This window comes from Sphingobium sp. (assembly GCF_049304695.1).
Classification (GTDB): Bacteria; Pseudomonadota; Alphaproteobacteria; order Sphingomonadales; family Sphingomonadaceae; genus Sphingobium.
Genome location: NZ_JBAQOK010000040.1, coordinates 70,973 through 96,518 on the forward strand (window position 1 = coordinate 70,973; position 25,546 = coordinate 96,518).

Annotated in this window: 24 protein-coding genes and 1 tRNA gene; 4 read left to right on the forward strand and 21 right to left on the reverse strand. The window is 63.8% G+C overall.

The window, feature by feature from the left end; all coding sequences use genetic code 11:
* Positions 1-33: 33 nt before the first annotated feature.
* Genes WA070_RS05760 through rfbF form a run of 7 tightly spaced genes read right to left on the reverse strand, consistent with a single transcriptional unit; the run spans position 34 to position 7,281 of the window.
* On the reverse strand, positions 34-1,623 hold the full coding sequence (locus tag WA070_RS05760; RefSeq protein ID WP_422633165.1) for a GtrA family protein: 1,590 nt from the start codon (positions 1,621-1,623) through the stop codon (positions 34-36).
* Positions 1,596-3,113, reverse strand: coding sequence for a hypothetical protein (locus WA070_RS05765; RefSeq protein WP_422633166.1), 1,518 nt, complete (start codon positions 3,111-3,113; stop codon positions 1,596-1,598). The genes WA070_RS05760 and WA070_RS05765 overlap by 28 nt, the downstream gene beginning before the upstream one ends.
* Positions 3,110-4,126 carry a glycosyltransferase family 2 protein gene (locus tag WA070_RS05770; protein WP_422633167.1) on the reverse strand — a complete coding sequence of 339 codons (1,017 nt, stop codon included), beginning with the start codon at positions 4,124-4,126 and terminating at the stop codon, positions 3,110-3,112. Before WA070_RS05770 ends, WA070_RS05765 begins: the two co-directional genes overlap by 4 nt.
* A complete protein-coding gene (locus tag WA070_RS05775; protein WP_422633168.1) occupies positions 4,123-4,509 on the reverse strand; it encodes a GtrA family protein in 387 nt (128 codons plus the stop codon). The genes WA070_RS05770 and WA070_RS05775 overlap by 4 nt, the downstream gene beginning before the upstream one ends.
* Entirely contained in the window at positions 4,506-5,432 is a 927-nt protein-coding gene (locus tag WA070_RS05780; RefSeq protein ID WP_422633169.1) for an NAD-dependent epimerase/dehydratase family protein, read from the reverse strand. Before WA070_RS05780 ends, WA070_RS05775 begins: the two co-directional genes overlap by 4 nt.
* Positions 5,429-6,523: a CDP-glucose 4,6-dehydratase gene (gene rfbG, locus WA070_RS05785; RefSeq protein ID WP_422633170.1), complete on the reverse strand. Its 1,095-nt coding sequence runs from the start codon at positions 6,521-6,523 to the stop codon at positions 5,429-5,431. The genes WA070_RS05780 and rfbG overlap by 4 nt, the downstream gene beginning before the upstream one ends.
* A complete protein-coding gene (rfbF, locus tag WA070_RS05790; RefSeq protein ID WP_422633171.1) occupies positions 6,505-7,281 on the reverse strand; it encodes a glucose-1-phosphate cytidylyltransferase in 777 nt (258 codons plus the stop codon). The genes rfbG and rfbF overlap by 19 nt, the downstream gene beginning before the upstream one ends.
* A 102-nt stretch (positions 7,282-7,383) precedes the next feature.
* Between rfbF and WA070_RS05795 the strand changes: the two genes are divergently transcribed.
* Positions 7,384-7,644, forward strand: coding sequence for a CopG family ribbon-helix-helix protein (locus WA070_RS05795; protein WP_422633172.1), 261 nt, complete (start codon positions 7,384-7,386; stop codon positions 7,642-7,644).
* Complete coding sequence (locus WA070_RS05800; RefSeq protein WP_422633173.1) at positions 7,641-7,940, forward strand: type II toxin-antitoxin system RelE/ParE family toxin; 300 nt, start codon at positions 7,641-7,643, stop codon at positions 7,938-7,940. Before WA070_RS05795 ends, WA070_RS05800 begins: the two co-directional genes overlap by 4 nt.
* A 172-nt stretch (positions 7,941-8,112) precedes the next feature.
* On the opposite strand, the gene WA070_RS05805 is transcribed toward WA070_RS05800, so the two are convergent.
* On the reverse strand, positions 8,113-8,976 hold the full coding sequence (locus tag WA070_RS05805) for a transketolase family protein (protein WP_422633174.1): 864 nt from the start codon (positions 8,974-8,976) through the stop codon (positions 8,113-8,115).
* Complete coding sequence (locus WA070_RS05810; RefSeq protein ID WP_422633175.1) at positions 8,969-9,817, reverse strand: transketolase; 849 nt, start codon at positions 9,815-9,817, stop codon at positions 8,969-8,971. Before WA070_RS05810 ends, WA070_RS05805 begins: the two co-directional genes overlap by 8 nt.
* Positions 9,818-9,880: 63 nt before the next feature.
* Between WA070_RS05810 and WA070_RS05815 the strand changes: the two genes are divergently transcribed.
* Positions 9,881-10,801, forward strand: coding sequence for a class I SAM-dependent methyltransferase (locus WA070_RS05815; RefSeq protein WP_422633176.1), 921 nt, complete (start codon positions 9,881-9,883; stop codon positions 10,799-10,801).
* Positions 10,798-11,574, forward strand: coding sequence for a class I SAM-dependent methyltransferase (locus WA070_RS05820; protein WP_422633177.1), 777 nt, complete (start codon positions 10,798-10,800; stop codon positions 11,572-11,574). Before WA070_RS05815 ends, WA070_RS05820 begins: the two co-directional genes overlap by 4 nt.
* A 157-nt stretch (positions 11,575-11,731) precedes the next feature.
* Here WA070_RS05820 and WA070_RS05825 read toward each other — a convergent pair.
* The 12 genes from WA070_RS05825 to thiL form a co-directional block, all read right to left on the reverse strand.
* A tRNA-Phe gene (locus tag WA070_RS05825) sits at positions 11,732-11,807 on the reverse strand.
* A gap of 50 nt (positions 11,808-11,857) precedes the next feature.
* Complete coding sequence (locus WA070_RS05830; protein WP_422633178.1) at positions 11,858-12,052, reverse strand: DNA gyrase inhibitor YacG; 195 nt, start codon at positions 12,050-12,052, stop codon at positions 11,858-11,860.
* Positions 12,042-13,031 carry a ribonuclease gene (locus WA070_RS05835; RefSeq protein ID WP_422633179.1) on the reverse strand — a complete coding sequence of 330 codons (990 nt, stop codon included), beginning with the start codon at positions 13,029-13,031 and terminating at the stop codon, positions 12,042-12,044. Before WA070_RS05835 ends, WA070_RS05830 begins: the two co-directional genes overlap by 11 nt.
* Positions 13,032-13,039: 8 nt before the next feature.
* Positions 13,040-13,612: a Maf family protein gene (locus WA070_RS05840; protein WP_422633180.1), complete on the reverse strand. Its 573-nt coding sequence runs from the start codon at positions 13,610-13,612 to the stop codon at positions 13,040-13,042.
* 9 nt (positions 13,613-13,621) lie between these two features.
* Positions 13,622-13,840, reverse strand: coding sequence for a translation initiation factor IF-1 (infA, locus tag WA070_RS05845; RefSeq protein ID WP_003049127.1), 219 nt, complete (start codon positions 13,838-13,840; stop codon positions 13,622-13,624).
* Between the two features lie 56 nt (positions 13,841-13,896).
* Complete coding sequence (locus WA070_RS05850) at positions 13,897-15,174, reverse strand: adenosylmethionine--8-amino-7-oxononanoate transaminase (protein WP_422633181.1); 1,278 nt, start codon at positions 15,172-15,174, stop codon at positions 13,897-13,899.
* Positions 15,175-15,246: 72 nt separating this feature from the next.
* On the reverse strand, positions 15,247-17,310 hold the full coding sequence (locus tag WA070_RS05855; protein WP_422633182.1) for a M13 family metallopeptidase: 2,064 nt from the start codon (positions 17,308-17,310) through the stop codon (positions 15,247-15,249).
* Between the two features lie 123 nt (positions 17,311-17,433).
* Positions 17,434-18,048 (reverse strand): dethiobiotin synthase, encoded by a 615-nt coding sequence (gene bioD, locus WA070_RS05860; RefSeq protein ID WP_422633183.1) that lies wholly within the window; start codon positions 18,046-18,048, stop codon positions 17,434-17,436.
* A complete protein-coding gene (locus WA070_RS05865; RefSeq protein WP_422633184.1) occupies positions 18,045-19,169 on the reverse strand; it encodes an 8-amino-7-oxononanoate synthase in 1,125 nt (374 codons plus the stop codon). The genes bioD and WA070_RS05865 overlap by 4 nt, the downstream gene beginning before the upstream one ends.
* Positions 19,170-19,216: 47 nt before the next feature.
* On the reverse strand, positions 19,217-22,033 hold the full coding sequence (locus WA070_RS05870; RefSeq protein ID WP_422633185.1) for a class I SAM-dependent DNA methyltransferase: 2,817 nt from the start codon (positions 22,031-22,033) through the stop codon (positions 19,217-19,219).
* 166 nt (positions 22,034-22,199) lie between these two features.
* On the reverse strand, positions 22,200-24,323 hold the full coding sequence (locus WA070_RS05875) for a sodium-translocating pyrophosphatase (RefSeq protein WP_422633186.1): 2,124 nt from the start codon (positions 24,321-24,323) through the stop codon (positions 22,200-22,202).
* Positions 24,324-24,574: 251 nt separating this feature from the next.
* Complete coding sequence (gene thiL / locus WA070_RS05880; protein WP_422633187.1) at positions 24,575-25,486, reverse strand: thiamine-phosphate kinase; 912 nt, start codon at positions 25,484-25,486, stop codon at positions 24,575-24,577.
* Between the last annotated feature and the right edge of the window lie 60 nt (positions 25,487-25,546).

Below are 25,546 nucleotides of genomic sequence, written 5' to 3' on the forward strand. Positions count from 1 at the left end.
ACATATCGGAATCTTGCTTGGGTATGATGTAGCTTAACGAAAAGTGGGACATTCAGTCCCTGCGCGCGCGGGTTCGGCCTGCGTTGCGCGTCGATAAATATAAAGCGAGGGCGTCGGGGTCAATTCACGATAATTGCGCGCCAGATAGGTGCGCATGCCAGCGTGCCGTAGGAAGAAGCGGCGGACATCGAAGCTGGATGGCTGATAAACATAGTTGCGGCGCCGTTCGAAGACAATCAGCGCAGGCGAAGAGCAATATATTTCCAGCGCGGCTTCTTCCTGTATGCGCTTGGCCAATGCGCGCAGCGGCGCGGGGTAAGGACCGATCACTTCGCCATGCGCGATCGCCGGTATCATCCAATAGACAGGCAGACGCGAGGACCAGATCAGGCCCTTATCCTCTAGGGTCGGCCACACCCACATCGGGTCAGCCGCTGCAATGAATATGGATTGCCCCCTCGGCACCGTGTCGAGGACCGGATCAATCTCTGCTCGAAAAAAGTTGGCATAATATCCGGTTTTGAAGGGCAGCAATATCGGCAATGCAATCATTGTCAGCCCAATGGACATGGGTATCAGCCGACGCATGTCAGTCATTCCTAACCGAATGCCCAGCGCCAGAGCCGCTGCACCGGTTACCGGGACAGTGTGATAAAGCCATCCTTTGCGCTGCAGGAAATACGCGAAACCAAAGCCGATGGCGACGATCAGCAGTGCCGTAACCAGTGGGTTCGCCTGCCTGCCGAACGCCCCGCCAAAAGTCAGGAAGAAGCCGATGATGCAGACCCAGATCACGACCCAGGGCCGGACCAATATCATCTCCCAAGTCGCTTCAAAACCGTGATAAGCGGTTTGCACCATCGGCACTGCATCCGTGAAGAAGGCAGGCGCAAAAGCCAATACTGCAAGCCCATAGGCCAGCGCGACGACCGCCAACGCCACGGTTTCTGGACGCACGAGGCGCCATTGCGCGCGGTTCCGCACGATCAGCCACAGCTCCAGCATGACCGGGACCGCGATAAAATAATGTTTCAACGCAAAACCATAGGCTGCCGCCATGCCCACCAGTAATGCCAGTGCTGACGGCACAGCGATGCCGGCAGACCGGCGCGCAATCAATGCGGCATAAGGAATGGCACACATCAGTGCGAGTTGCTCACGCTGACCGAAATCGTAAATTGGAGTGATCTCGACCAGCCAGAAGGTCAGCAACATCATCGACAGTCGCGCGCCGGGTGAAATAAATCCCGCCAGATAACAGCTTGTCAGGGCGGACAAACCGCCTGCGCCAATGATGAGGGCGACGAGCAGTCGCAACGGCGCCACATGAAGCCATGCGGCAACATAATGGACCGGTATGGCAGACCAGAACCAAAGCGGTGGATTGATTTCCCAGATATCGCGATAGAGCACAGCTCCATGCATCATCTGGCGAGCGATCCAAAACTGCGCGACGACATCATGCGTGATCGGCATATCGTGGAGAATGAACAAAGCGACAAGGACTGCCAGAGACAGGATGATCTCCGGCAGATAGCGCCTCGCGATGCTACCGATGCGATGTCCACGGCTCTGCGCGCCTTCGGCCAGAATAGTCATGGCCGTACCGCCAGACTGTCCCATGGGCGCGCCCAGCATTGGGGCGGCATCACCGCGCTCACCCGGTCGGCGGGGGTGATGGGGATAGGGAAGGCGGCGCGGGCGGCGAAATAGGAGGCGTGGGGGATGTCGGTGATCGCCTGTTGGTGCCACACGCCCGGCAGCGAGCAGAGCGGCGCGGGGGAAGCGGAGAAGCGGACGGCATGGGAGATTTCGACTATGCCCGTGACGGAGCCTAGCGCGATCAGGGCGATGATGACGACCTTGTCCCGCCCCGCTTGCAGGCGGATCGCAAAGTTGGCGAAGGCCAGCGCGACCAGCGCCAGCGGCATGATGGAAGCGCGCATCTGGAAATCATTGCTGGCCCCCATGGTCCACAGCGGCATGACGATGAGGCAGAGGCCCGCGATGAGGATGGTCGCGCGGTCCGTGGCTCCGCTCCGGTCGGCCAGCAGGGGCAGGAGGAAGGGCAGGACTTCGAGCAGCAGGATCAGGCCATAGCCCAGCAAAGTGGGCGGATGCAGGCCGCCACCGACCGATGCTGCGTCGGTGGAGAGATAGGCGAGCGCCGGGATCGCCAGCGCGGTAGCGAGCGCACAGAGCAGCACGTCGCGCCTGTCCCATGCGCCGGACAGCAGGGCGCGCACCCCTGCAAAGGCGGCGAAGGGCAAAGCCCCGAACAGGATGAGCGGCGACCAGAGCGCGAGGAGGGGCAGGCTGGCGGCGAACAGGCCGATGGGGGCCAGATTTCTGCGCCAGAGCATGTAGAAGAGCGCGATCGCCCAGCCCGCCAGCCCATGTTGGGGCGCCCAGAATAGCTGGGTGATATGCGCGCTATATTGATAATTGCTGGCCCAGCGTTCCAGATGGTTCCAGTTGGCCGAACCCGTCGCCAGCTGCGCCAGCGCGACGCCGATGACGTCGAGGCCACTGAACATCACGAAGATGATGAGCGCGATGATCCGCGCGCGGCGACCCTCGAACAGGGCAGCCCCTTGCGCGAACAACAGGCCCAGGATCAGGGCGTTATGGGCCAGCAGCGCCCAGTCGCGGCCAAGCTGGCTTGCTCCGCCGAGCAGCGCGGGGAGCAGATACATGCCGACGGGCGCGCGCAGCATCTGCGCCTTGCCATCCAGCCAATAGTCGAAGGGCCAGCGATGATTGCCCATGTCGGCCAGCACGGCGTCGCGGATCTGCCAGTCGACCGGCGCATAGAACAGTCGCCCCTCGCCACCCACGATCAGCAGCAGGGCAGCGAGCATGAAGCAGACAAGCAGCGTTTGCGCGCCGATCCGGGGTGCGGCGGGCATGGCCTTCCACGCGAGGATGGCAAGCAGCGAAGGCAGGGTCAGTGCCGCCGCCGCGACCAATGCCGGGGCAACGCTCAGCAGGCCGAGCAGCACAATATTGTCGAGCGCGAACAGGGCGATCAGCGCTGCGGTAAGCGCCCGCAAAGGGACGGACGCCGCACCCTGATCGTAGGTTGGGACAGTACGGGCAAAAGCCCGTGTCACGCGGCCTCCGCGTCCAGCTTGCGTTGCAGGGCGTGGACGGGATTCTCTGGCCCAGAACTTTCCGACATGCCGTGCATGTTGATGCGTTCGCGCTCCACCACCAGCGGGCGTTTGCGCACCTGCGCATGGATGGAGGTCACATATTCTCCCAATATCCCCAGAAATACCAGTTGGACCCCCGACAGGAAGAAGAGGGCGACGATCAGCGTCATCGTGCCGCGCGGGGCGAGGTCTGGGCGGGCGATATAGACGCCGACGGTCACGAAGGCGTACAGCAGGCACAGCATCGCCATGGCGACCCCGGCAAAGGTGCAGAGGCGCATGGGGGCGTTGGTGAAGCTGAAAATGCCGTTCAACGCCTGATCAATGAGGCGTGGCAGGTTGTTCTTCGACAGGCCGGATCGGCGCGCGGCCCATGTATAGGGGACGATGACGCGGCGGAACCCGACCGAAGCGATGATGCCGCGAATATAGGGATAATGGTCGTCATGGCTGACGACGGCTTCCCACACCTTGCGGTCGAGCAGCTGAAATTCGCCGACGTTGACCGGGATGTCGATGTCGCTGAGCGTTCGTACGGTGCGGTAAAAGAGCGCGCGACAGGCCCGCAGCGCCAGGCTTTCCTGACGGTTGATGCGCGCGCCTGCGACGACTTCGACGCCGCTTTCCCACAGGGCGACAAATTCGGGGATCATCTCTGCCGGATCCTGAAGATCGGCGGGCAGGAATACCACCACCGCGTCACCAGTCGCGGCGCGCAGGGCGTTGAAATTCGAGCGGAAGGGACCGTAATTACGGGCGTTCAATATGACCTTCATCGACGGGTCGGCGGCGGCCAGATCGCGCAAGATGTCCTGCGTGCCGTCGCCGCTGTCATTGTCGGCGAAAATATGTTCGCGGCCATAGCCAGCGAGCGGCGCGCCGGGTGCGAACAGCGCGGCGACCGCGTCGCGGCAGGCAGTGACATTGTCCGCTTCGTTGAAGCAGGGGGTCACGATTGAGATGGTCTTCATGACGGCTGCTCCGAACGGGCCGCGAATACGAAGCGGCGCATGGCAAAAAAGGTGAGGGTGCAGAAGGGCAGGATGATCGCCTGCGCCAGCAAGGGGCCGATCCCCAAGCGCATGGCGGCTTCCAGCAGCAGGATGTTGAGGGCCGTCATGACGGTATAGACCGCCAGAAAGCGTGGCAGGCGGTGCAGATCGAACGAACGGAACACCGCGCTGCTGGTCAGGAAATTGAACAGGATACCGATGACGCCGCCCACGATCAGGGCGATGTGCGGCACCATGCCGATCAGCACCAGCGCGGCATAGACGCCATAGCCAAACAGCGTGTTGATGCCGCCCGCGATCAGGAAGGTGATGAGGCGTCGGTCGAGGAGATGCGCCATCATGCCGCCTGCCTCGCCATCTTTTTCAGGGCATCGACCACGGTGACGAGGCCATCCTCCAGCGCGATGCGCGGGGTCCATCCGGTCGCCGCCGTCAACCGGCTGCAATCCCCCTCCAGATGCATGATCTGGTTGGGACCGAAGGGGATGTCGCCAAAGCGGAGGGGAAGGCCGGGGCGGGCGATGTCGCGCAATTGTTCGACGATGGCACGCACCGCGACGGCGCGGCCGCTCGACAGGTTGAACACGCTCTGCGCGCTGTCGGTGATGGCAGCGGCCAATATGCCGCGCGCGCAATCGACAATGTGCAGATAATCCCATTTCTGGGTGCCGGGGCTGGTGCGGGGCGTGTCGCCCGCCAGCATCTGCGCGGTGACCGACGGGATCAGCCAGCCCGGATTGTCGCCGGGACCATAAGGCGAAAAGAGCCGCAGCCACGCCCAGCCAAGGCCCGCTTCGCCCGCGCGCTGGCGGGTGAGGTGGCAGGCCGACAGCTTGGCCGCGCCATAAAGGAGGAAGGGTATGGTCGCGGCACTTTCGTCGATGCGGCAATCGTGACGGCCATATTCGGCCTGACTGCCGATGCCGATGAAGCGGCGCGCGCCCACGGCGATGGCGGCGTCGAGCAGAGCCAGCGTGGTGCGGATATTGTCGATCTGAATATCGCCTGCGCGGGCCGGGCCGCCCACGCCTTCCCACGCGGAATGGATGATGATGTCGGGGCGGGCCTGTATCAGCGCGGCGCGCACGGCGGCGGCGTCGGCCAGGTCCGCGACCGCGATGGCGCAGCGTCCGGCCAGCGCGACGACGCGCGGGGCGGCGGGATTGCGCACCAGGGCCGTCACCTGATGCCCTTCGCGCGCGGCTAGATCGGCCACGGCCGCGCCGACGAAGCCGGCTGCGCCAGTGACGAGGATGCGGCTCATGCCGGCACCAGTGACAGGAAATCTTCCGCCTGTGCGTGCGTCGCAGCGCGCTGGTCGGTGGCGCGATACCAGTGGGCGGTCAGCGCCAGCGCGCGGTCGAGCGACAGGCGCGGACGCCAGCCCAAGGCTTCACCCGCTGCGGTGGAATCGAGCGTCAGGAGCGCGGCTTCGTGCGGGTGATCGCCCGGTTGCTGCGTCCAGCCCTGCGTCACGCCCCAATGCTGGCCCAGCAGATCGACCACATCGCATACGCTGGCCATATCGGCGGCGGCGGGACCGAAGTTCCAGCCCCGTGCGAAGCGGGCGGGGTCGGCGGCGAGGCGTTCCGCCAGCAACAGATAGCCGGTCAGCGGTTCCAGCACATGCTGCCATGGGCGGATTGCGCCGGGATTGCGGATTTCAAGGCGACGCCCCTGCCCAAAAGCGCGGATCGCGTCGGGCACCAGACGGTCGGCGGACCAGTCGCCGCCGCCGATGACATTGCCCGCGCGTGCGGTGGCGAGGCCGACGCCCTGTTCGCTCAGGAAACTGTCGCGCCAGCAGGCGCTGACCAGTTCGGCGCAGGCCTTGCTGTTGGAATAGGGATCATGCCCGCCGAGCGGCGCATCCTCGCCATAGCCCTGCGTGCGCCCGTCATTGGCATAGCATTTGTCGGTCGTGACCGAGACGATGGTGCGGACGCTGGGTGCCTTGCGACAGGCTTCCAGCACATGGGCGGTCCCCATGACATTGGTCTGATAGGTCGCCAGCGGATCGGCGTAAGAGGCGCGCACCAGCGGCTGCGCGGCCAGATGCAGCACGATGTCGGGCGCGGCGCGGGTGACGATCGTTTCGACGGCGGCGGCGTCGCGAATGTCGGCGACATGATGATCGCACAGGCTTGCGCCCTCGATAATATCGAACAGGGACGGCGTGGTGTCGGGGGCGAGCGACAGGCCAGTGACGCGTGCGCCCAGCGCATCGAGCAGCACCAGCAGCCAGCTGCCCTTGAAGCCGCTATGCCCGGTAACGAGCACGCGCCGCCCTGCCCAGAAGGCAGGATCGGGCGTCAGGGGGATGGCGCTCGCCCGCTTTACGGCCAGATTTTCCATGGTGCCTCTTGCCGGTCCCACAGCCCTTCGAGCATCTGGCGGTCGCGCAGCGTGTCCATCGGTTGCCAGAACCCATCGTGGAAGAAAGCGCGCAGTTCGCCATCGCCCGCCAGTTCCTCCAGCGGTTCGCGTTCCCACACGCATTCGTCCGACTGGCCGAGATAATCGCCGATGCTGCGGTCCAGCACGAAGAAGCCGCCGTTGATCCAGCCCCCTTCGTCCACCGGCTTTTCGGCAAAGGCGGCCACGCGGTCGCCGTCCAGGTCGAGCTGGCCATAGCGGCTTGCGGGGCGCACGGCAGTCACCGTCGCCTTGCGGCCATGGGCGCGGTGAAAGTCGATCGCTGCGCCGACATTCAGGTCGCTGACGCCATCGCCATAGGTCAGGCAGAAATCCTTGTCGTCGCCCAGATAGCGCATCGCCTGACGCAGGCGGCCACCGGTCATCGTGTCCGCGCCGGTGTCGATCAGCGAGATTTTCCAGTCTTCGCACGCATTGCGATGCACGTCGGTCGTGCCGCGGCGCAGGTCGATCGTCACGTCCGACATGTGCAGCGCATAGTTGAAGAAATATTCCTTTATCATATAGCCCTTGTAGCCAAGGCACACGATAAATTCGGTCACGCCATGCTGGGCGTAAATCTTCATGATGTGCCACAGGATCGGCTTGCCGCCGATTTCCACCATGGGCTTTGGCCGGACCGACGTTTCTTCGGCCAGACGCGTCCCAAAACCGCCTGCAAGGATGATCGCTTTCATGGGATCATGCTTATGAACAGGCATGGTAAAGAAAGTGTTATTGGGAAGGGAGGTGGCTATCGCTGGCAGTTGTGTTATTATGTGTACATGGAAGGATGTACCATGAACGCCAGCACGACGATGACGATAAGAATGCCGTCCGATCTCAAGGACAAGCTGGAGCGGCTGGCGCAAGGCACGCGGCGCAGTCGGTCCTTTCTGGCGGCCGAAGCCGTCGCCGCCTATGTCGAGCGCGAACTGGAGATTATCGAGGGTATCCAGCGCGGCTTGGACGATGTGGCTGCTGGCCGGGTGGTCAGCCATGACACGGTGAGCGCGAACGCTCGCCGGATCATCGAGGATGCAAAAGCGGCGCGTGGATGAGACGGATCATCTGGGCGCAGAGTGCGCAGGCCGATTATCTGGCGATTCTGCGCTATATCGCCGCCGATGATCCCGATGCCGCCGAACGGGTCGCGGACGCCATACAGAAGACGGGCGAGGATCTGGCGGCCTTTGCCACGGGGCATCCGGGGCGGATCGGCGGCACTTATGAAAAATCCGTGCCGCGCATCCCCTATGTCCTTGCCTACAGCCTGACCGACAAAGACCAGACGGTTGCGATCCTGCGCGTCATCCATGCGGCGCGGGAGTGGAACGAGGGGCAGTGGCCTGCGTGAAGCGTGGGCGGGTGATTCAAGCTGCCGGTTTTCAAACGACCATGTGCGGCCCTTTATTTCCGTCATCCCAGCGAAGGCTGGGATCTCACTTCTTTGGATGAAGCGTCTGAAAGAATAAAGAGATGCCAGCCTTCGCTGGCATGACAGTTGGGGGAGCAACCCGTCCCTAACCCTATACCGTCAACCCACCCATCCGATTAAGCGCCGCTTGCCCGGCCACATGGTCGCACACGTTTGCGGACAAAGCGATCGGCGCGATGTTCGCAGCAGCAGGCGTCCCCGCGACGGATTCGGCCAGCCATGATCCAAAGCCGCCATCGGCCAGATGATCCTCCAGCGTGGTGATGCGGCCATGGCGGGCGATCTGGACGGGTTGGTCGGCCTTCGCCGCCATGCTCCAGAGGGGGAGCGACCAGACCGCTTTGCCATCGGCACGCGCGATCGCTGCGCCCAGCGCTGCGCCGGTGGATAGCAGGATGGATGCCTCATCGCCGTCGCGCACGCGGACCCAGCGGCCCGGTGCGACGTCGGGCATGGTTTCATGAAAGCGCGGTTCGCCCGCCTTGCCCAGACGCAGATAGGAGGGGCCGGGGTTGGCGATCAGCCAGCGCAGGCAGGCGCGCGTTTCCAGCGGGTCGCCCGGCGCGGCGATCGTCATGTTGGGCATGGCGCGCATCAGCGCATAATCCTGTACCGCATGATGGGAATAGCCCAGCGATCCATAAGACAGGCCGCCGCCCACCGCGACGACCGTCACGGGCAGACGGTGATGATCGACATCGTTGCGGATCTGTTCGGCGCAGCGGAAGGTCGGGAAATTGGCGATGGAATAGGTAAAGACATGATAGCCCTCGCTCGCCATCCCGGCGGCCAGACCCGTCATATTCTGTTCGGCGACGCCGGCATTGACGAAGCGGTCTGGGAAGCGATCGGCAAAGGGTTCGATCACATTATAGCCAAGATCGCCCACGATCAGGGCGATGTTATCGTGGACTCCGGCCAGCGTAGTCAGTTCGTCGATGAAGGCGTCACGCATCGGCTGTCTCCCCCGCGAGTTCGGCCAGCGCATCCTCCAATAGTTGCGGCGTGGGGTTGCGATAATGCCACTCCACCTTGTTTTCCATGAAGCTGACGCCCTTGCCCTTGGTCGTGTGGGCGATCAGCATCCTTGGCTTGCCCGCCACCCATGGTCCGCCCGCCAGCGCATCGCGCAGCGCGCCATGGTCGTGGCCGTCCACTTCGCGCACCGCCCAGCCAAAGGCATCGAATTTGGAATGGAGCGGTTCGAGCCGTAACGTCTCGTCCACGCTGCGCAGGCTTTGCAGCTTGTTATAGTCGATGATGCAGGTGAGATTATCGAGGCCATGATGGGCGGCGAACAAAGCCGCTTCCCAATTGCTGCCTTCGCCCCATTCTCCATCGCTGGTCAGCACGACCGTGCGCCAGTCTTCACCCCGGCGCCGCGCGGCCAGCGCCTTGCCAGTGCCAAAGGGTAGGCCGTGGCCCAGCGCGCCGGTGGAAAATTCCACGCCCGGCACTTTGTGGCTGATATGCGCCATCAGCATCGACCCGTCGTCGCCATAGGTGTCGAGCAGCGTGGCATCCACAAAGCCGGTCTGCGCTAGCGCCGCATAGACGGCGACGCAGGCATGGCCCTTCGACAGGATGAAACGGTCGCGATTCGGGTGGCGTGGATGGGCGGGATCGACGCGCAGCGCCGCGCCATAGAGCACCGCCACGATGTCCGCGATCGAGAGCGCCGACCCGATATGCGACGCCTTTGCCCGCGTCACCATGTGCAGGGCGAGGCGGCGGATCGCGCGGGCCAGCGCGATCGTGTCCTGGGGCCGGGGCGCGAGAGGGGGCGTATCTGTCATGCTCTGCAAAATCGGCGGATATGGTTAATATTTGCTCAACCAAGTGGTGTTACTGCGGTCGCCATGCAGCATGATCCTATCCCCATCGTTCGCACATGTCCGCTCTGCGGTGCAGGCCCGGATCGGGCCGAACCTTTCCTGTCCGATACGCGCGACGAAAGCCGGGTCAGCGCGTCCAGCTTCGCATCGCGCAAGATACCCGAATATATGAGCCATGCGATGGTGCGTTGCCGGGACTGCGATCTGGCCTATGTCGATCGCCCGCCCAGCGTGGCGTCGCTGGCGGCGAGCTACCATGCTGCCGATTATGACAGTGCGGAGGAAGCGGAGGACGCCGCCGACGCCTACGCCCGCGCGCTCGATAGCGTGCTGGGGCAGTTGAAGGGGCGCGGCGCGGCGCTGGAGATCGGGACCGGGACCGCTGCCTTTCTGGAGCGGCTGGGGCAGCATGGCTTTACGCCGCTGGTGGGCGTGGAGCCGTCGAGCGCGGCCATCGCCGCTGCGCCCGCGCATCGCCGGGCGTGGATCCGCGAGGGGATTTTCGAGGAAGCGGATTTTGCGCCCGACAGCTTCGACCTCATCTGCTGCTTCATGACGCTGGAACATGTGCAGGACCCTGGCGCACTGGTCGCCGCTGCGCATCGACTGTTGCGCCCCGGCGGCGTGTTCGTGGGCGTGACGCATGACCGCCGCGCCTGGCTCAACCGCCTGCTGGGGCGGCGATCGCCGATCGTGGACATCGAACATATGCAGCTATTTTCCGCCACCAGCGCGCAGGGGTTGCTGCGTCATCATGGCTATACCAGCGTCGCGGGGACGAGTTTCCGCAACAGCTACCGGCCCAGCTATTGGCTAAGGCTGGTGCCGATGCCCGATGGTTTGAAACGGGTGCTGACCAGGGGGTTGCGCGGGTCGTGGCTCGACCGGCGGCGGCTGTCGGTCAATGTCGGCAATTATATGAGCTGGGGGTTCAAGCCGCTGTGACCGGAGACATGCTGGGCGAGTGGGCCGACGCCATCAAGGAGCAGGTACAGCCCATTCCCCTGCGCTTCGATGCGTCGTGGCGCTCGCGGATCGGCTTTGCGTTGCGCTGCTTCGTCGACCTGCAACTCGGCACGATCTGGACCTTTCTGGGGCCACGGCTTGCCCCTTTGCGCGGCGACCTGCTGGATGTGGGATGCGGGGAGATGCCCTATCGCAGCTTCCTGCCCGCTGCGGTGCGTTATACCGGGATCGACGTGCCGCAGGCGTCGGCCTTCGCCATGCAGGGGCGCGAAGGAACCGTCGCCTTCGATGGCCTGTCCATCCCTTTTCCCGATGCGCATTTCGACACGATATTATGCACCGAGGTGCTGGAACATGCGCCCGAGCCAGTGGCCCTGATCGCGGAAATGGCGCGGGTGCTGAAACCGGGTGGAACGCTGATCGCGACCGTACCTTTTTCGGCGCGGGTCCATTATGCGCCCTATGATTTCCATCGCTTTTCCAAATATGCGCTGGACCGGATGTTCGCGTCCTTCGCGCATGTGCATATCGAGGAACGCGGCGATGATATTGCGGTCATCGCCAACAAGCTGATCGTCGTTGCGATGCGACTGGCGCGGCCGTCGCGATACTGGCCGATCCAATGGGCGCTGCTGGTGGCGCTGCTGCCGCTGGCGCTGCTCTTCCTGCTGACCGCGCACCTGACCATGGCGTTTGGCCTGGGGTCGAAGGATGATTGTCTGGGCTATGCCATTATGGCGGTGAAGGCGTAAGCGGTCAGAAGGCGCCCAAGTCGGCCTCTGTCAAAAATACCATGATTGATGTGTGGCTGACGGTCACGGCCGGGAACGAAGGGTCAATCAAAACCCGCGTTTTCCGTCATTTCTGGAGATATCTCTGGATGCTGCTGGATGCTGCAAAGAGAAAAAATGGTGCCCGGAGACGGATTCGAACCGCCGACACAGCGATTTTCAATCGCTTGCTCTACCAACTGAGCTATCCAGGCATAGTATCTATGGCGACCATGGCCGCGCAATGGAGGCGTGCCTATAGGCGTCAATCCTCGTCGCTGTCCACCCCATAAATGCTGTTTTTTTCCGCGTCTTCCTGCGCTGGCGGGCCGGGCACGCGATAGCCTTCGCCCAGCCATTTGAGCAGGTCGCGATCGCGGCAGGCGCTGCTGCAAAAGGGGCGGGCCGATGGTGTCGCGGCCTTGCCGCACAGGGGGCAGGCAGGCACTTTAGGCGGCATGGCCACCAGCCAGCGACAGGGCAGCGTCGGCGCGCAGCGTGACCGCGCCGCCACGGCGCTTGGCCAGCTGCTCCATCCAGTCGGGTCGCTTGTGCAGCAGGTCGATGACTGCGGGCGCACCGCTGACCGTCACCGCTCCGCCGGTGCCATGCCGCTCCGCCCGGCGCAGCAGGGCCAGCGCGGCTGTGGCGACCGGGTCTTCACGCAGCAATTCCATCAGATTGGCCCGTTCGCGCTTCCGAATGATCTGGACAAAACCAAAGCCGTTCACCGCCGTCCGCTCGAACGGCAGGGGCAGATATTTGTCGATCTGCGCGGCGGCGATGATCCGCTCATCCTTGTTGTTCATTGTCGGCAGGTCGATGCCGATGGAACCGGTCAGGCCCATGCGCCGCACAGCCTGCGCCGCCAGCTTCGCGCCCTTGGGGCCAAGCTGGGCAGGCGGCAGCGACCCGTCGATGTCGATCAGCAGCATGGCGGGCGTCAGATACAGGCGCAGCGCGGCGGCTTCGGTGCCGACCTCGCCAGTCATCGCCTCCTCCATCAACTCGCTCCATCCATGCGCTTCCAGCCGGTCTTCCTCATGCGCGGGGCAGGGGACGACAGGCACGCCTGTCGCGCGGATGCGCTGCAACAGGCTGGGTCCGGCATGGGGCTTCACGCCCGCTTGAGGCATCCGGCCCTTGGCGCGCTTGGGGCGGCCTTCTTCGGCAATGGCTTCACGCACGATCTCGACCAGCACGTTGGCGCCTTCCGCCAGGCGCGGCGGGATCGGTTCCAGCAGCACTTCCTCACCCGAAATCAACCGCACGATGCCGCGCTTCTTGGGGATGATCGTCGCGACCAGCCGGCCCTGCGCAACCGCGCCCGGACGCACGGCGTCGCCTTCGCGCTCCACCAGTGCCTCGACCAGACGGCCTTTTTCGATCAGCGCCGCGCGTGCCTCGCCAATCCCTTCTTCGTAAAGCCATTCGGCCATGTCGGTTCCTAGTCGAGAGGGTAGCCCGCTGCCTTCAGCAACGCGCGGGTTTCGTAAAGCGGCAGGCCCATGATTGCGCTATGGCTACCCTGGATCGCGCGGATGAAGCCAGCCGCGCGCCCTTGTATGGCATAGCCGCCCGCCTTGCCCCGCCATTCGTCGCTGGCAATATAGTGGTCGATCTCCGCCCGCTCCAGCCGCTTGAACGTGACGATGTTGGCCGACAGCCGATGGCGCGCATGACCATGCCCGTCGATCAGAGTCACCGCGCTCAGCACGCGATGGCGACGGCCCGACAGCAGGGTGAGGCATGTTCGTGCCTCATCCTCCGTCTCCGCCTTGGGCAGGATGCGTCGACCCGCCGCCACGACCGTATCGCCCGACAGGACGAACGCGCCGGGATGGCGCGCCGCGACGATCGTCGCCTTGTCCGCCGCAACACGCGCGGCGTAGAGCGACGGCAATTCCGCCTTGCGCGGCGTTTCGTCGCAATCGGCCGGGTCCACGTCATCGGGAACAACGCCGATTTGCCCCAGCAGCGTCAGACGCCGGGGGGAAGCGGAAGCCAATATAAGCCGCATCTGCGCCGCTTATTTGAAGCGGTAAGTGATCCGACCCTTGGTCAAATCATAGGGGGTCAATTCGACCAGCACTTCGTCGCCCACCAGCACGCGGATGCGGTTCTTGCGCATCTTGCCTGCAGTGTGGCCAAGAATTTCATGATCATTCTCTAGCCGGACGCGGAACATGGCGTTGGGGAGAAGCTCCACAACCTGTCCGCGCATTTCAAGCAGTTCTTCTTTCGCCATAATATCCCAAATTCAAAAATCGCGCCGCCATAGCGCCAAATCCTGCAAAATGAAAGTCAGGCATTTGCGCTGAAATAATCGCCCGCCTGCGCGATCGCCGTAAAGAGCCGGTCGAGCTGCGCTGCATCGGTGCAATAAGGCGGCATCATATAGATGGTGTTGCCCAACGGCCGTAACAATAGGCCTTTGTCGAGGAAGAAGGCGCGCAGTCTGGGCGCCAGATCGGACAGATAGCCCGCGTCGCCAGTCATCAGGTCGATCGCCGCGATCGTCCCCAATTGCCGGGGGTTGGCAAAGGCGCGGTGACTGGCCAGCGTACCGAGTCGCGCGGCGATTCCTGCGGACAGCGCCGCGATCCGCCCCAGCACATCCTCCTCTTGCCAGATGGCGATATTGGCGACGGCAGCGGCGCAGGCGATGGCGTTGGCGGTATAGCTGGACGAATGATAGAATAGCCGCGCGCGGTCGGTGGAACGATGCGCGTCGAATATCGGCGCGGTGGCAAGCGTGGCCGCCAGCGGAATCGCGCCGCCGGTAATCCCCTTGGCTACCGCCATGATGTCGGGGACGATTCCCGCCTGCTCGCACGCGAACAGCGTGCCGGTGCGGCCCCACCCGGTCATCACTTCGTCGGCGATGAACAATACATCGTGGCGACGGCAGATCGCAGCCATCTCGCGCAGCACGGACGCGGGATAGATCAACATCCCGCCCGCGCCCAATATCAGCGGCTCGACGATGAAAGCGGCGGGCTTGTCCCGGCATGCAGACTCCAGCGCATCGAGGCATGCTTGCTCCGCACCCGGCGCGGGGAAGGGGATGGTGCCGACATCGAACAGCAACGGCGTCCAGGCCGCATTATACACGCCGCGCTCGCCGATCGACATCGTGCCGATCGTATCGCCATGATAGCCATGTTCAAGGACGAGGATGCGATGCCGTTCGGGCTGGCCCAGATTATACCAGTAACCCAGCGCCATCTTGATCGCGACTTCCACCGCCGTCGATCCGCTGTCGGAATAAAAGACATGCGCCAGTTCCGGCTGGCCCGGCGCGCGCGGTGCCAGTGCGATCAGTCCCCGCGCGACCTCCTCCGCCGGGGCGTGGGTGTAGCCTGCGAAAATCAACTGATCGAGCGTCGCGGCCTGCTGCGCGATGGCGGCGGCGATGCGGGGATGGCAATGGCCATGCGTCGTCACCCACCAACTGGATATGGCGTCGATCAACGTGCCGCCATCGGCCAGATGCAGCAGCGCACCGTCGGCCCGCACGACCTGCGGGATCGGCTCGTTCAGTCCATGCTGCGTAAAGGGATGCCAGACGGGAGAAGTCATGCAGGTGCCTTTATCGCACCCTTGTCATCGCGCAAGCGCGGGCGCGCAATATCGCACGCCCGCGCTGCCCAATCACCAGATTTTAACGCGATCGGCAGGCTTCAGCACGATCTTGCCACCCGGCTGCGGCTTGAACGCGTCATACCAGGCGTCGAAATTCCGCACGATGTCCGCGCGGTATTGCGATGGCGCATGCGGATCCGTCACCAGCCGCTGGCGCAGATTGGCTTCGCGATAGTTGCGCCGCCACACCTGCGCCCAGCCCAGGAAGAAGCGCTGGTCGCCGCTCATCCCGTCGATCACTGGCGCAGCCTTGCCGCCCAGCGAAGCATGATAGGCGTCGAGCGCCACCGCCAGCCCCGCCAGATCGCCGATATTCTCGCCCATGGTGAAGGCGCCCTTCACATGCACGCCGGGAAACGGCTCATAGGCGTCATATTGCGCGCCCAGCTTGTCGGTCATCGCCTTGAACGCAGCGACGTCGGCGTCGGTCCACCACTGGTTGAGCTTACCGGTCTCGTCATATTTCGCGCCCTGATCGTCGAAATGATGGCTCAGTTCATGGCCGATCACCGCGCCGATGCCGCCATAATTGACGGCCGGGTCGGCATGGGGGTCAAAGAAGGGCGGTTGCAGGATCGCGGCGGGAAAGACGATCTCGACCATGCCGAAATTGGCATAGGCGTTGATCTCCATCGGGGTCATGCCCCATTCCCACCGATAGATGGGCTTGCCCAGCTTGCCGATATTATAATCGAAATCGAACTGGCTGGCGCGCATCGCATTGCCCATCAGGTCGTCGCCCTTGATGGTGAGGCCCGCATAATCGCGCCATTTGTCAGGATAGCCGATTTTGGGGGTGAAAGCGGCCAGCTTCTTGTGCGCGCGCGCCTTGGCCGTGTCGCTCATCCATGTCAGCCCGTCGATGCGTCGGCCCATCGCCGCCATGACATTCTTGACCAGAACGTCCATCGCCGCCTTGGTCTCGGGCGGGAAATATTGCGCGACATAGGCCTTGCCCACTTCCTCGCCGAGCGAATCCTTGAGGAAATCCACCCCACGCTTCCACCGCGCCTCGCGCTCTGGCGTCCCCGACAGGGTGGTGCCGTAAAAGGCGAAGTCCTCGTTGGCGATCCGGTCGGGCAGGAAGTCGGCATATTTGCGCAGGCTCGCGAGAATCAGCGCGTCCTTCAACACGCCGATCGGTGCCTTGGCGATCAACGCCGCTTCGCCGGTGATTGCGCTGGGCTGCGCGACCAGCAGATTGGCGGCGGCCAACCCGTTCGCCTTGTAATAGCCCGCAAAGTCGAAGCCGGGTGCCGCTGCCTGCAACTGCGCCAGCGTCATCTTGTTATAGGTCTTGTCCGCGTCGCGGCTGTCGACCTGCGTCCAGTGGACCTTGGCGATCTCCGTCTCGAACGCCATCAGCGCGGCGGCGCGCGCCTTCGCGTCGCTCTCGCCTGCCAGCGTCAGCATCTTTTCCAGATGCGCGACATAGGCGGTGCGGATCGCCGCCATCTTCTCGCCAGCGTCCAGATAATAGTCGCGATCGGGCAGGCCCAACCCGCTCTGGCTCATCGAGAGGATATAGGTTTCGGGGTCTTTGTCGTCCTGCCCCACATAGAAACGGAACGGGCCAGGTACGCCAGCGCGCGCGGCCTTGGCAGCGACCTTGGCATAGTCCGCCTTGTCCTTGATGGCGGCGATTTCGCCCAGCCATGGCTTGATCGGCGTCAGCCCCTTGGCCTCCACGGCGGCGGTGTCGAGATAGCTGGCATAGGCCGCGCCGATCTTGCTTTTGGGGTCGGCCTTCGCCGCGTCCAATATGCCGCGTGTGCGCGTGCGCGACAGGTCGTCCAGCGTGTTGAACGCGCCATAGTTGGACTTATCGGCGGGGATCGGCGTGTTCCTGGCCCATGTGCCATTGGCATAGTCGTAAAAATCGTCGCCCGGCTTGACCGACAGGTCCATGCCCGCCGCATCGAACCCGTAACTGCCGTAGGTCGGCTTGCCCGCTGCGGCGGGCGTAGCGGCGGCTGCGGCAGGTGCAGGCGTCTTGGCAGGCTGATCGGCCTGCGCGCCAGTGGCGGTCAGCGCCAGCGCTGTGGCGGCTGCGCCTAGGAGGAGATGTTTCATGAAAGCGTCCCTTGCTTCATTCCATGCCGGACACAATGCGCGTCCCTGGGCTGATGAGGACTTGAACGCCCCAGCAACAGGAGTGTCCATGTCGTTGATCGAAAATTATCCGACGTTGAAAGTTTAGGAAAGCCCAATATGCGCGGCAAAGGCTTCGCGCAGGCTGGCCGGGTCGATCGGATCGAGCATCGGCAGGCGACCGAGGCATGGAATATTGGCGATTTGCGGAATGATCCGCTCATTCTCGTCATGCGCTTCACCGATGAAGGCGATCCCCGCAATCGCAACGCCGCGCGCCCGCAACGCCTCGATACTCAGCAGGCTATGGTTGATCGTGCCGAGCGCCGTGCGGGCGCACAGGATCACCGGCTGCCCCCAATGAGCGAACAGGTCCGCCATCAACACCGTCTCGCTGATCGGCACCAGCACGCCGCCCGCGCCCTCCACCACCAGCGGGCCATCGACCTGCGGCAGGGCAAGTCGGTCGAGTTCGATCTTCACCCCGTCGATCCGCGCCGCCAGATGCGGGGAGGCGGGCGTGGTCAGCCGATAGGCTTCGGGCAGGATATGGTCTGCGGGCAGGCCGGACAGCCGCGCCACGACTTCCTTGTCGCCATCGGGATCGACCCCGGCCTGAATCGGCTTCCAGTAATGCGCGCCCAATGCTCCGGCGAGGCCAGCGGCGAACACCGTCTTGCCGATGCCGGTGTCCGTGCCGGTGACGACGAACACGCTCACGCCATGATCCGCGTCAATTCCCGGCCCAGCGCAGCGATGTCCGCGCGCCCGATATTGAGCGTCAGCGATATCCGCAACCGGCTGGTCCCCGCCGGCACCGTGGGCGGGCGGATGCCGCGCACGTCGAAACCGGCCTCCTGCAACGCCGCGGCGACTGCCATCGTGCGGGCGTCGTCGCCCAATATCACCGGCACGATCTGGCTGCGCGGCGCAGGCAGGCCCAGCGGCGCGCAGATCGCCTCCACCGCGTCCTGACGCAGCGTCTTCAAACGGTCGCGCAAATCGTCGGCCTGATCGATCCGGTCGATCGCGGCGGACACGGCGATCGCCATCAGTGGGGACGGCGCAGTGGAAAAGATGAAAGCGCGGGCGCGATTGATCAGATAGTCGATATGCACCTGCGGCCCGCAGATCAGCGCGCCTTCGGCCCCCATCGCCTTGCCGCAGGTGTGCAGGGTGATGACATTGTGCAACCCCTCCAGCCCGGCTGCCAGCCCGCGCCCACGCGGCCCGAACACGCCGGTGCCATGCGCTTCGTCCAGCAACAGCATCGCGCCATGCTTGGCCGCCAGCTTCGCAAGGTCGGTCAGCGGCGCCATGTCGCCATCCATCGAATAGAGCGTTTCCACCGCGATCCAGATGCGGCCCATGCCCCCTTCGGTGCGGAACGCGGTAATCAGGTCGGCGAAGCTCTGTACGTCATTGTGGCGGGCGAACACCGCGCTCGCCTTGCTCATGCGGATGCCGTCATGCGCGCTGGCATGGATCAGTTCATCCGCGACGATCAGGTCGCCGCGCTGGGGCAGGGTGCCGAACACAGCGAGGTTGCCGACAAAGCCGTTGGCGACGAACAACGCCCCTTGCGTGCGAAAATAATCGGCGGCCTTGGCCTCCAGCCCTTCATGTTCGGGCGCATTGCCGCGCAGCAGCCGCGATCCGCCCGAACCGACCGGCACGCCACGCCCCAAGGCGTCGGCCACGGCCTGCGCGATGATCGGATCGCCCGCCAGCCCCAGATAGTCGTTGGAGGCGAAATCCCGCCCGGCGCGGGGCGTGAGACGACGCAGCCGCCCGCGCGATTCCAGCGCGGCCAGTTGCTTTGCGAAGGGTTCGGCAGTCATGGCGCGGGCTATAGGCGCGCGCGCCGGGAGGGGCAAGGCGACCGCGTTCAGGTCGGCGTAGCCTTATCGATGCGTTTCCGCGCAACCCGCTGCTTCTGGCGCACGCCGTCGTGCGTCAGCGGGTCGATCAGCCGCTGATACAGGATGAACAGATGTTCCACCCGTTCGCGATCCGAACCGAAAGCGGCCCTGCGATACAATCGGTCTACCGCCAGATCGAGATCGCGATGCGCCTTGCGCAACTGCGCTGGCATGGTGTCGGGATCATAAAGGTCCGCCAGCGTCGATGTGGCGTTCTTGGGCAACGCCCGCGCATCCAGCACCCCCTGCGCCAGCGCCTCGACCTGCGCGCGCTGGACCGGCGTGGCGTCCGGCCAGGGGAATGTGTTGTAGACCACACCCACCGAATACATATAATCGCTCTTCATCCGCCCACTAATCTGGCGCATCCACGCCATATGCATCCTGCTGGTCAGCAGGGCGAACTCCCACAGCGTCGCTTTTTCCAGCAGGCGCAGTTTTTCGCTGGGTATGACCGGCGGCTCCAGCCAGCCGATCGGCACATAGGTTCGCCGTTCAGATGAGACCTGCGGAATGACGAGATAGGCCGCATCAGGTATGACCGAAATGCCGAATTGTTCAGGGGCGTCCGCAGCGTTTCGCGTCATGGCGCGGGGGCTTTTCGCACGCCATTCGCGCACGGCCTTCATGCGTTGCAAGACGATCGGCATGGCGCGAAGCTGTGCAGGGGATGCAAGCGCCGGGGCGAGAATCCAGCGGCTGCCCGCATTGATGAACTCGTCCGCACCGATATAGGGACGCAGGATCGCATCGGCCTGCGGCTCTTGACGTAACAGCTCCGCACGTTCGGTATCCGTCAGCTTGTAGAGGTTTCCGTCAATCGGCTGTGAACCTGTTTTAAGTCGCCGTGCGCCATTGATCGGGCGACCTTCCTCCTTCACCACCAAATGCCGGTCCGCCGCCCCTGCATCGAACAGATAAGCGGTCAGCGCGGCATGGCGCGTTTCGATCGGCTCCCCCTTGGCGTCGGCATAGCTGAACAGCCGCTTGTCCGTGGGTTCCTTCCCCCGCTGCGCCAGGCCGACGATCACGCAATGCACCGCGGCCCGGCCGGGCCAGACGAACGGGCGATGGGCAAAGGCGATCTCCATCCCTGCCCGGAACAGCAGCGGCCATAGCTGCGCGACCTGTTCCCCCTGCACGATCGAATTGGTGGAAACAAACGCGACGCGCGCGCCACCCGATTTAACATAATGCGCCGCCTTGATGAACCATCCCGCAACATAGTCCAAAGTGCCGCCGCTACCGGGCAGCGCCACCAATCGCCGCAGCTGAAACCTTTGGTCCTCACTCTGGAATTTGGCCCCGACGAACGGCGGATTGCCCAGCACATAACTGCACCGCGCCGCCGGGAGAACATCGTTCCAGTCCAGCGCCAGCGCGTCGCCATGGCGGATGCCGGGCGCGGTGACGAGCGGGATGCGGGTGAAGGGCCGACCGAAATCCTCACCCAGCAGCGTGTTGGCGATATGATCGGTCATCCACAGCGCCACCTGCGCGATCTGGCTGGGAAACTCGTCAATCTCGATGCCGTGAAACTGGTCGACATTGACCTTGGAAAACACGCCCCCGCCGCCGACATAATCAACCCGCGTCATCCCCTGCGTCAGATAGAGTTCGCGGATCACCTCCCGCTCCAACTCGCGCAGCTCGCGATAGGCGACGACCAGAAAATTACCCGCGCCACATGCCGGATCGAGAAAGGTCAGCGACCCCAGCCGGTCATGCAGCGCGTGCAGCGCGCGCTCACGCCCGGACCGCAGCGCCTTGGCCTTTGCGAACTCGCCGCGCAGATCGTCCAGAAACAATGGCTCGATGACTTTGAGGATCGCCTGTTCGGGCGTGTAATGCGCGCCCTGTTTGCGCCGCGTCACCTTGTCGATCACGCTTTCAAACAGCGACCCGAAAATGGCGGGCGATACGTCCCCCCAATGAAACAGGCTGGCGTCCAGCAACATGGTCCGCATCGCTTGATCGAAACTCGGCATCGCGATGCGCTCGCGGAATAATTCGCCATTGATATAGGGAAAGTCGGCCAGGTCCGGGTCCAGCCCCTGCTGCCGCCGGTCGAGCGGCGTATCGAGCGTCTGGAACAATTCGCCCAGCCATCGGCCAAGATCGCGCCCATCGGGACTGGTGCGCCGTTCCAGAAACGTGAAAAACTGGTCCTTCCGCTCGAATATCCCGGTGTCGTCGGCGAACAGGATGAACAGCAGGCGGACGAGCAGCCGTTCCAGATCATGTCCGACATAGCCGTCCGCAGCGAGCGCATTGTGCAGGCGGCCCATGAGTTCGGACGCCTTGCGATTGACCGGCGATTGGTTGCGCAGCACCCGTGGCTTGACGCCCAGGATGAAGCCGAACACCTCGACATGGCGTTTGAGGTCGGTCAGCGGGAAACGCCATTCGCGCCGTTCTTCCAGATCGAACAGCTCAAACCGCTGAAAATCGCACACCATCATATGGCGGGGCCGCTGGTTCTCCGGCAGCCAGTCATAATAATCGAGCGCTTGGGCGATCGCGCGGTTGAGGTCGCGCCCCATGCTCTTTTGCTCGACGATCAGCGTGCCGGGCCAGAACAGATCGATGAACCCGCCCGAACGCCCGGGATCGAGCGCCTTCACCCGCTGCTCGTAAACCGCCACCTGCTTGCGCGGCACGCCGAATATGCGGAAAAATTCATCGTAGAAACTCTGGGTCTGGCCTTTCTCATAGCCTTTGCCCTGCCACTCACTCGCGAAATGAGCAGCGTTCGCCCGGATTTCCGGCCAGCTAAGGCGCATCGACAATCTCCCCCGTTATTGGGGGGATGCTGGCCGGGGGTGACGGGTCGGCCTATGACAATCCCGTCCGATATGCTCGCAAAACGGGCCGTTTCATCCACTGTCGCTCAGACAGCAAAAACCCCGTCCACAATGGCGTGAACGGGGTTTGCGCTTTTGTCAGTCCCTACCCCCCATGCGCCAGTGCGGCGAGCAGCAGCAGCGCGACGATGTTGGTGATCTTGATCATCGGGTTGACCGCTGGGCCGGCGGTATCCTTGTAGGGATCACCCACCGTATCGCCCGTCACTGCGGCCTTATGGGCTTCGCTGCCCTTGCCGCCATGATGGCCATCCTCGATATATTTCTTGGCATTGTCCCATGCGCCGCCGCCCGACGTCATCGACAATGCGACGAACAGGCCGGACACGATCACGCCCAGCAGCAGCGCACCCAAAGCGGCAAAGCCGTTGGACACACCCGCCACTGCCGCTATCGCGAAATAGACGACGATGGGGGCCAGCACCGGCAGCAGCGAAGGAACGATCATCTCCTTGATCGCCGCCTTCGTCACCAGATCGACGGTGCGGGCATAGTCAGGCTTGCTGGTCCCATCCATGATGCCCTTGTTTTCGGCAAATTGTGCGCGAACGTCCTTCACCACGTCGCCCGCCGCGCGGCCCACGGCGGTCATGCCCATCGCCCCGAACAGATAGGGCAGCAGTGCGCCCAGCAGCAGCCCGACGATGACATAGGGGTTGGACAGGCTGAAATCGACAGGCTCGGTCAGGCCCAGCGCCGAGTTGTAGAATTTCAGATCCTCCGTATAGGCTCCGAACAGCACCAGCGCGGCCAGCCCCGCCGATCCGATGGCATATCCCTTCGTTACCGCCTTGGTCGTGTTGCCCACCGCGTCGAGCGCATCGGTCTTGGCGCGGACGCTATCGTCCAGATGCGCCATTTCCGCGATGCCGCCCGCATTGTCCGTGACCGGACCATAGGCGTCCAGTGCCACGACCATGCCAGCGAGCGCCAGCATGGCGGTGGCGGCAAAGGCGATGCCGATCAGGCCCGCCTGACCATGGGCAACGATGATGCCGATGACGATGACCAGCGTCGGCAACGCCGTCGATTCCAGGCTGATCGCCAGCCCCTGAATGACGTTGGTGCCATGGCCGGTCTCCGAAGCCTTGGCGATGCTGCGCACCGGGCGGTAATTGGTGCCGGTATAATATTCGGTGATGACCACCAGCAGTCCGGTGACGGCCAGCCCGACCATCATCGACCAGAATAGCGCCATGCCGGTATAGCCGCCCACGCCATCCAGATCCGCGCCGAACACCGCGTCCATGTCGCCCAGCACCTGATGCGTGACATAATAGATGGCTGGAATGGACAGCAGCGCCGTGGTCCAGAACCCCTTGTAGAGCGCCCCCATGATCGACTGGCTCTTGCCCAGCCGCACCATATAGGTGCCGATGATCGACGTGATGATGCAAATGCCGCCGACTGCCAGCGGCAGGGCCATGAGCTGCATCAGAAACGCATTATCGACGCCCGTGACCAGCAAAGCAGTCAGCACCATGGTCGCGCCGACCGTAACGACATAGGTTTCGAACAGGTCGGCGGCCATCCCTGCGCAATCGCCGACATTGTCGCCCACATTGTCGGCGATGACGGCAGGGTTGCGTGGGTCATCCTCCGGGATGCCTGCCTCCACCTTGCCGACCAGATCCGCGCCGACATCCGCCGCCTTGGTAAAGATGCCACCACCCAGCCGCGCGAAGATGGAGATGAGCGAAGCGCCAAAGGCCAGCGCGACGAGGCTGTCGATGACCAGCCGGTCGTCGGGCGCATGGCCCGCAGGCCCCGTCAGATACCAGAAGAACACGCTGATCGCGAGCAAAGCAAGGCCCGCCACCAGCATCCCGGTGATCGCGCCAGCCCTGAACGCCACCGTCAGCCCGCTTTGCAGCGTCCCGCGACATGCTTCGGCCGTGCGCACATTGGCGCGCACCGAAATATTCATGCCGATGAACCCCGCCGCGCCCGACAGAATCGCGCCGATCAGGAATCCGATGGCCGATGTGGCGCCTAAGAACAGGAACACCAATAGGGCAACGACGACGCCGACGATGGCGATGGTCGTATATTGGCGACCCAGATAGGCTTTCGCCCCTTCCTGAATCGCGCCCGCTATTTCCTGCATCGTGGCGTTGCCTGCGGGCTGCATCAACACCTGACGGCTGGTGAACAGGCCGTAGACTATGGCCAGCAGGCCACACCCTATGGCGATATAGACAATGTGCATGGACGTTCCTCTCCCCCTGTTATGGCTTTCATCGACCGCTCCGCAGGGAATGACGGGCAGGCGAAAGGCGCAGGGGCGGCGGGCCGGACAGGTTGCGTCCGGCGTCGGGCGCCGCATCAATCAGCATCATCGGTCACGCGCATGCCTGCGGTCCAATCGGGCTGAGAATAAGGTGAACGGAAAGCTACAGCGTATGACGCGCACGTCAAGGGCAGGGAAGAAGCAACACCAATGAAGGGATCATCCTCCCCTTAATGCTCCCAGCCCAGCCTCTCGGGCAAAGGCATCATCGCGCCATCGATCATCAGCGTCAGGCCCACGCCCGCCGCGACATGCCCGATCGGAATGGCACGCACTGGTAGGCGGCCGTCGGGGGGCAGGGTGAAGAGCAGTTCATAATCGTCCCCAGCGCGTGCAGCGGCAATCTGGGTTGCGGTGCTGCCGCCACGCACCTGCTCCATCGCGGGCGACAGGGGGATATGGTCGATGGTGATGGCGACGCGGCTGGCTTTGGCCATGCGCGATGCGTCGATCAGTAGGCCGTCCGAAACGTCCATCATCGCGCTGGCATGCGGCGCGATCAGCGCGCCTTCGGTCAGGCGCGGGCGCGGGCGGCGATAGGCATCGACCAGCGGGCCGGACGCAGAGGGATCGTCGCGAGCGATCGTCAGGCCGATGCCGGCATCGCCCACAAATCCGGTGATATACAGCCTGTCCCCCGGCTGCGCGCCCGATCGGGTCGGCACAGCGCCACCCGCCTCACCGATCGCGGTCAGGCTGTAACTACGCGGCGCGCCGGCAGGCATGGCCACCGTGTCGCCCCCCAGCAACGGCATCGCGTGCCGCTCCAGCGCATCGCCCAGTCCCTCCAGAAAGGCCGCGTCCCAATTCTCGTCACCCGACAGCGCATAGTTGAGCAGGCACCCCAATGGCCGCGCGCCCTTGGCCGCCAGATCCGACAGATTCACCGCCGCCAGTTTCCAGCCGATGTCGGCGGGCGGATCGGTGGGCAGATAATGCACCCCCTCCACCATCGTATCGCTGGTCAGGATCAGGCGGCTGTCGCCCACGGGCAGGATCGCAACATCATCCTGCAACCCCTGCGCAGCGGGATCATTCGCCAACAGGCGGAGCAGAGTGAGGAAGCGGGATTCGGCGGACATGACCCAAGCCTAACGCATTTAGCGCAGCACAGGCTATTGGGAATCCATGTCCCTGGCAGA

Bases quoted from the DNA above. Each gene is read 5' to 3' on its own strand.
- WA070_RS05830 (WP_422633178.1), bottom strand. From the start codon at position 12,052: ATGCCGCCTAAAGTGCCTGCCTGCCCCCTGTGCGGCAAGGCCGCGACA.
- WA070_RS05805 (WP_422633174.1), bottom strand. From the start codon at position 8,976: ATGCGTGACGCCTTCATCGACGAACTGACTACGCTGGCCGGAGTCCAC.
- WA070_RS05870 (WP_422633185.1), bottom strand. From the start codon at position 22,033: ATGCGCCTTAGCTGGCCGGAAATCCGGGCGAACGCTGCTCATTTCGCG.
- WA070_RS05875 (WP_422633186.1), bottom strand. From the start codon at position 24,323: ATGCACATTGTCTATATCGCCATAGGGTGTGGCCTGCTGGCCATAGTC.
- WA070_RS05840 (WP_422633180.1), bottom strand. From the start codon at position 13,612: ATGCGGCTTATATTGGCTTCCGCTTCCCCCCGGCGTCTGACGCTGCTG.
- WA070_RS05810 (WP_422633175.1), bottom strand. From the start codon at position 9,817: ATGACAGATACGCCCCCTCTCGCGCCCCGGCCCCAGGACACGATCGCG.
- rfbF (WP_422633171.1), bottom strand. From the start codon at position 7,281: ATGAAAGCGATCATCCTTGCAGGCGGTTTTGGGACGCGTCTGGCCGAA.
- WA070_RS05760 (WP_422633165.1), bottom strand. From the start codon at position 1,623: ATGGGACAGTCTGGCGGTACGGCCATGACTATTCTGGCCGAAGGCGCG.
- WA070_RS05835 (WP_422633179.1), bottom strand. From the start codon at position 13,031: ATGGCCGAATGGCTTTACGAAGAAGGGATTGGCGAGGCACGCGCGGCG.
- WA070_RS05855 (WP_422633182.1), bottom strand. From the start codon at position 17,310: ATGAAACATCTCCTCCTAGGCGCAGCCGCCACAGCGCTGGCGCTGACC.
- WA070_RS05795 (WP_422633172.1), top strand. From the start codon at position 7,384: ATGAACGCCAGCACGACGATGACGATAAGAATGCCGTCCGATCTCAAG.
- WA070_RS05770 (WP_422633167.1), bottom strand. From the start codon at position 4,126: ATGAAGACCATCTCAATCGTGACCCCCTGCTTCAACGAAGCGGACAAT.
- WA070_RS05865 (WP_422633184.1), bottom strand. From the start codon at position 19,169: ATGACTGCCGAACCCTTCGCAAAGCAACTGGCCGCGCTGGAATCGCGC.
- rfbG (WP_422633170.1), bottom strand. From the start codon at position 6,523: ATGGAAAATCTGGCCGTAAAGCGGGCGAGCGCCATCCCCCTGACGCCC.
- WA070_RS05815 (WP_422633176.1), top strand. From the start codon at position 9,881: ATGCAGCATGATCCTATCCCCATCGTTCGCACATGTCCGCTCTGCGGT.
- WA070_RS05850 (WP_422633181.1), bottom strand. From the start codon at position 15,174: ATGACTTCTCCCGTCTGGCATCCCTTTACGCAGCATGGACTGAACGAG.
- WA070_RS05775 (WP_422633168.1), bottom strand. From the start codon at position 4,509: ATGATGGCGCATCTCCTCGACCGACGCCTCATCACCTTCCTGATCGCG.
- thiL (WP_422633187.1), bottom strand. From the start codon at position 25,486: ATGTCCGCCGAATCCCGCTTCCTCACTCTGCTCCGCCTGTTGGCGAAT.
- WA070_RS05780 (WP_422633169.1), bottom strand. From the start codon at position 5,432: ATGAGCCGCATCCTCGTCACTGGCGCAGCCGGCTTCGTCGGCGCGGCC.
- WA070_RS05800 (WP_422633173.1), top strand. From the start codon at position 7,641: ATGAGACGGATCATCTGGGCGCAGAGTGCGCAGGCCGATTATCTGGCG.
- infA (WP_003049127.1), bottom strand. From the start codon at position 13,840: ATGGCGAAAGAAGAACTGCTTGAAATGCGCGGACAGGTTGTGGAGCTT.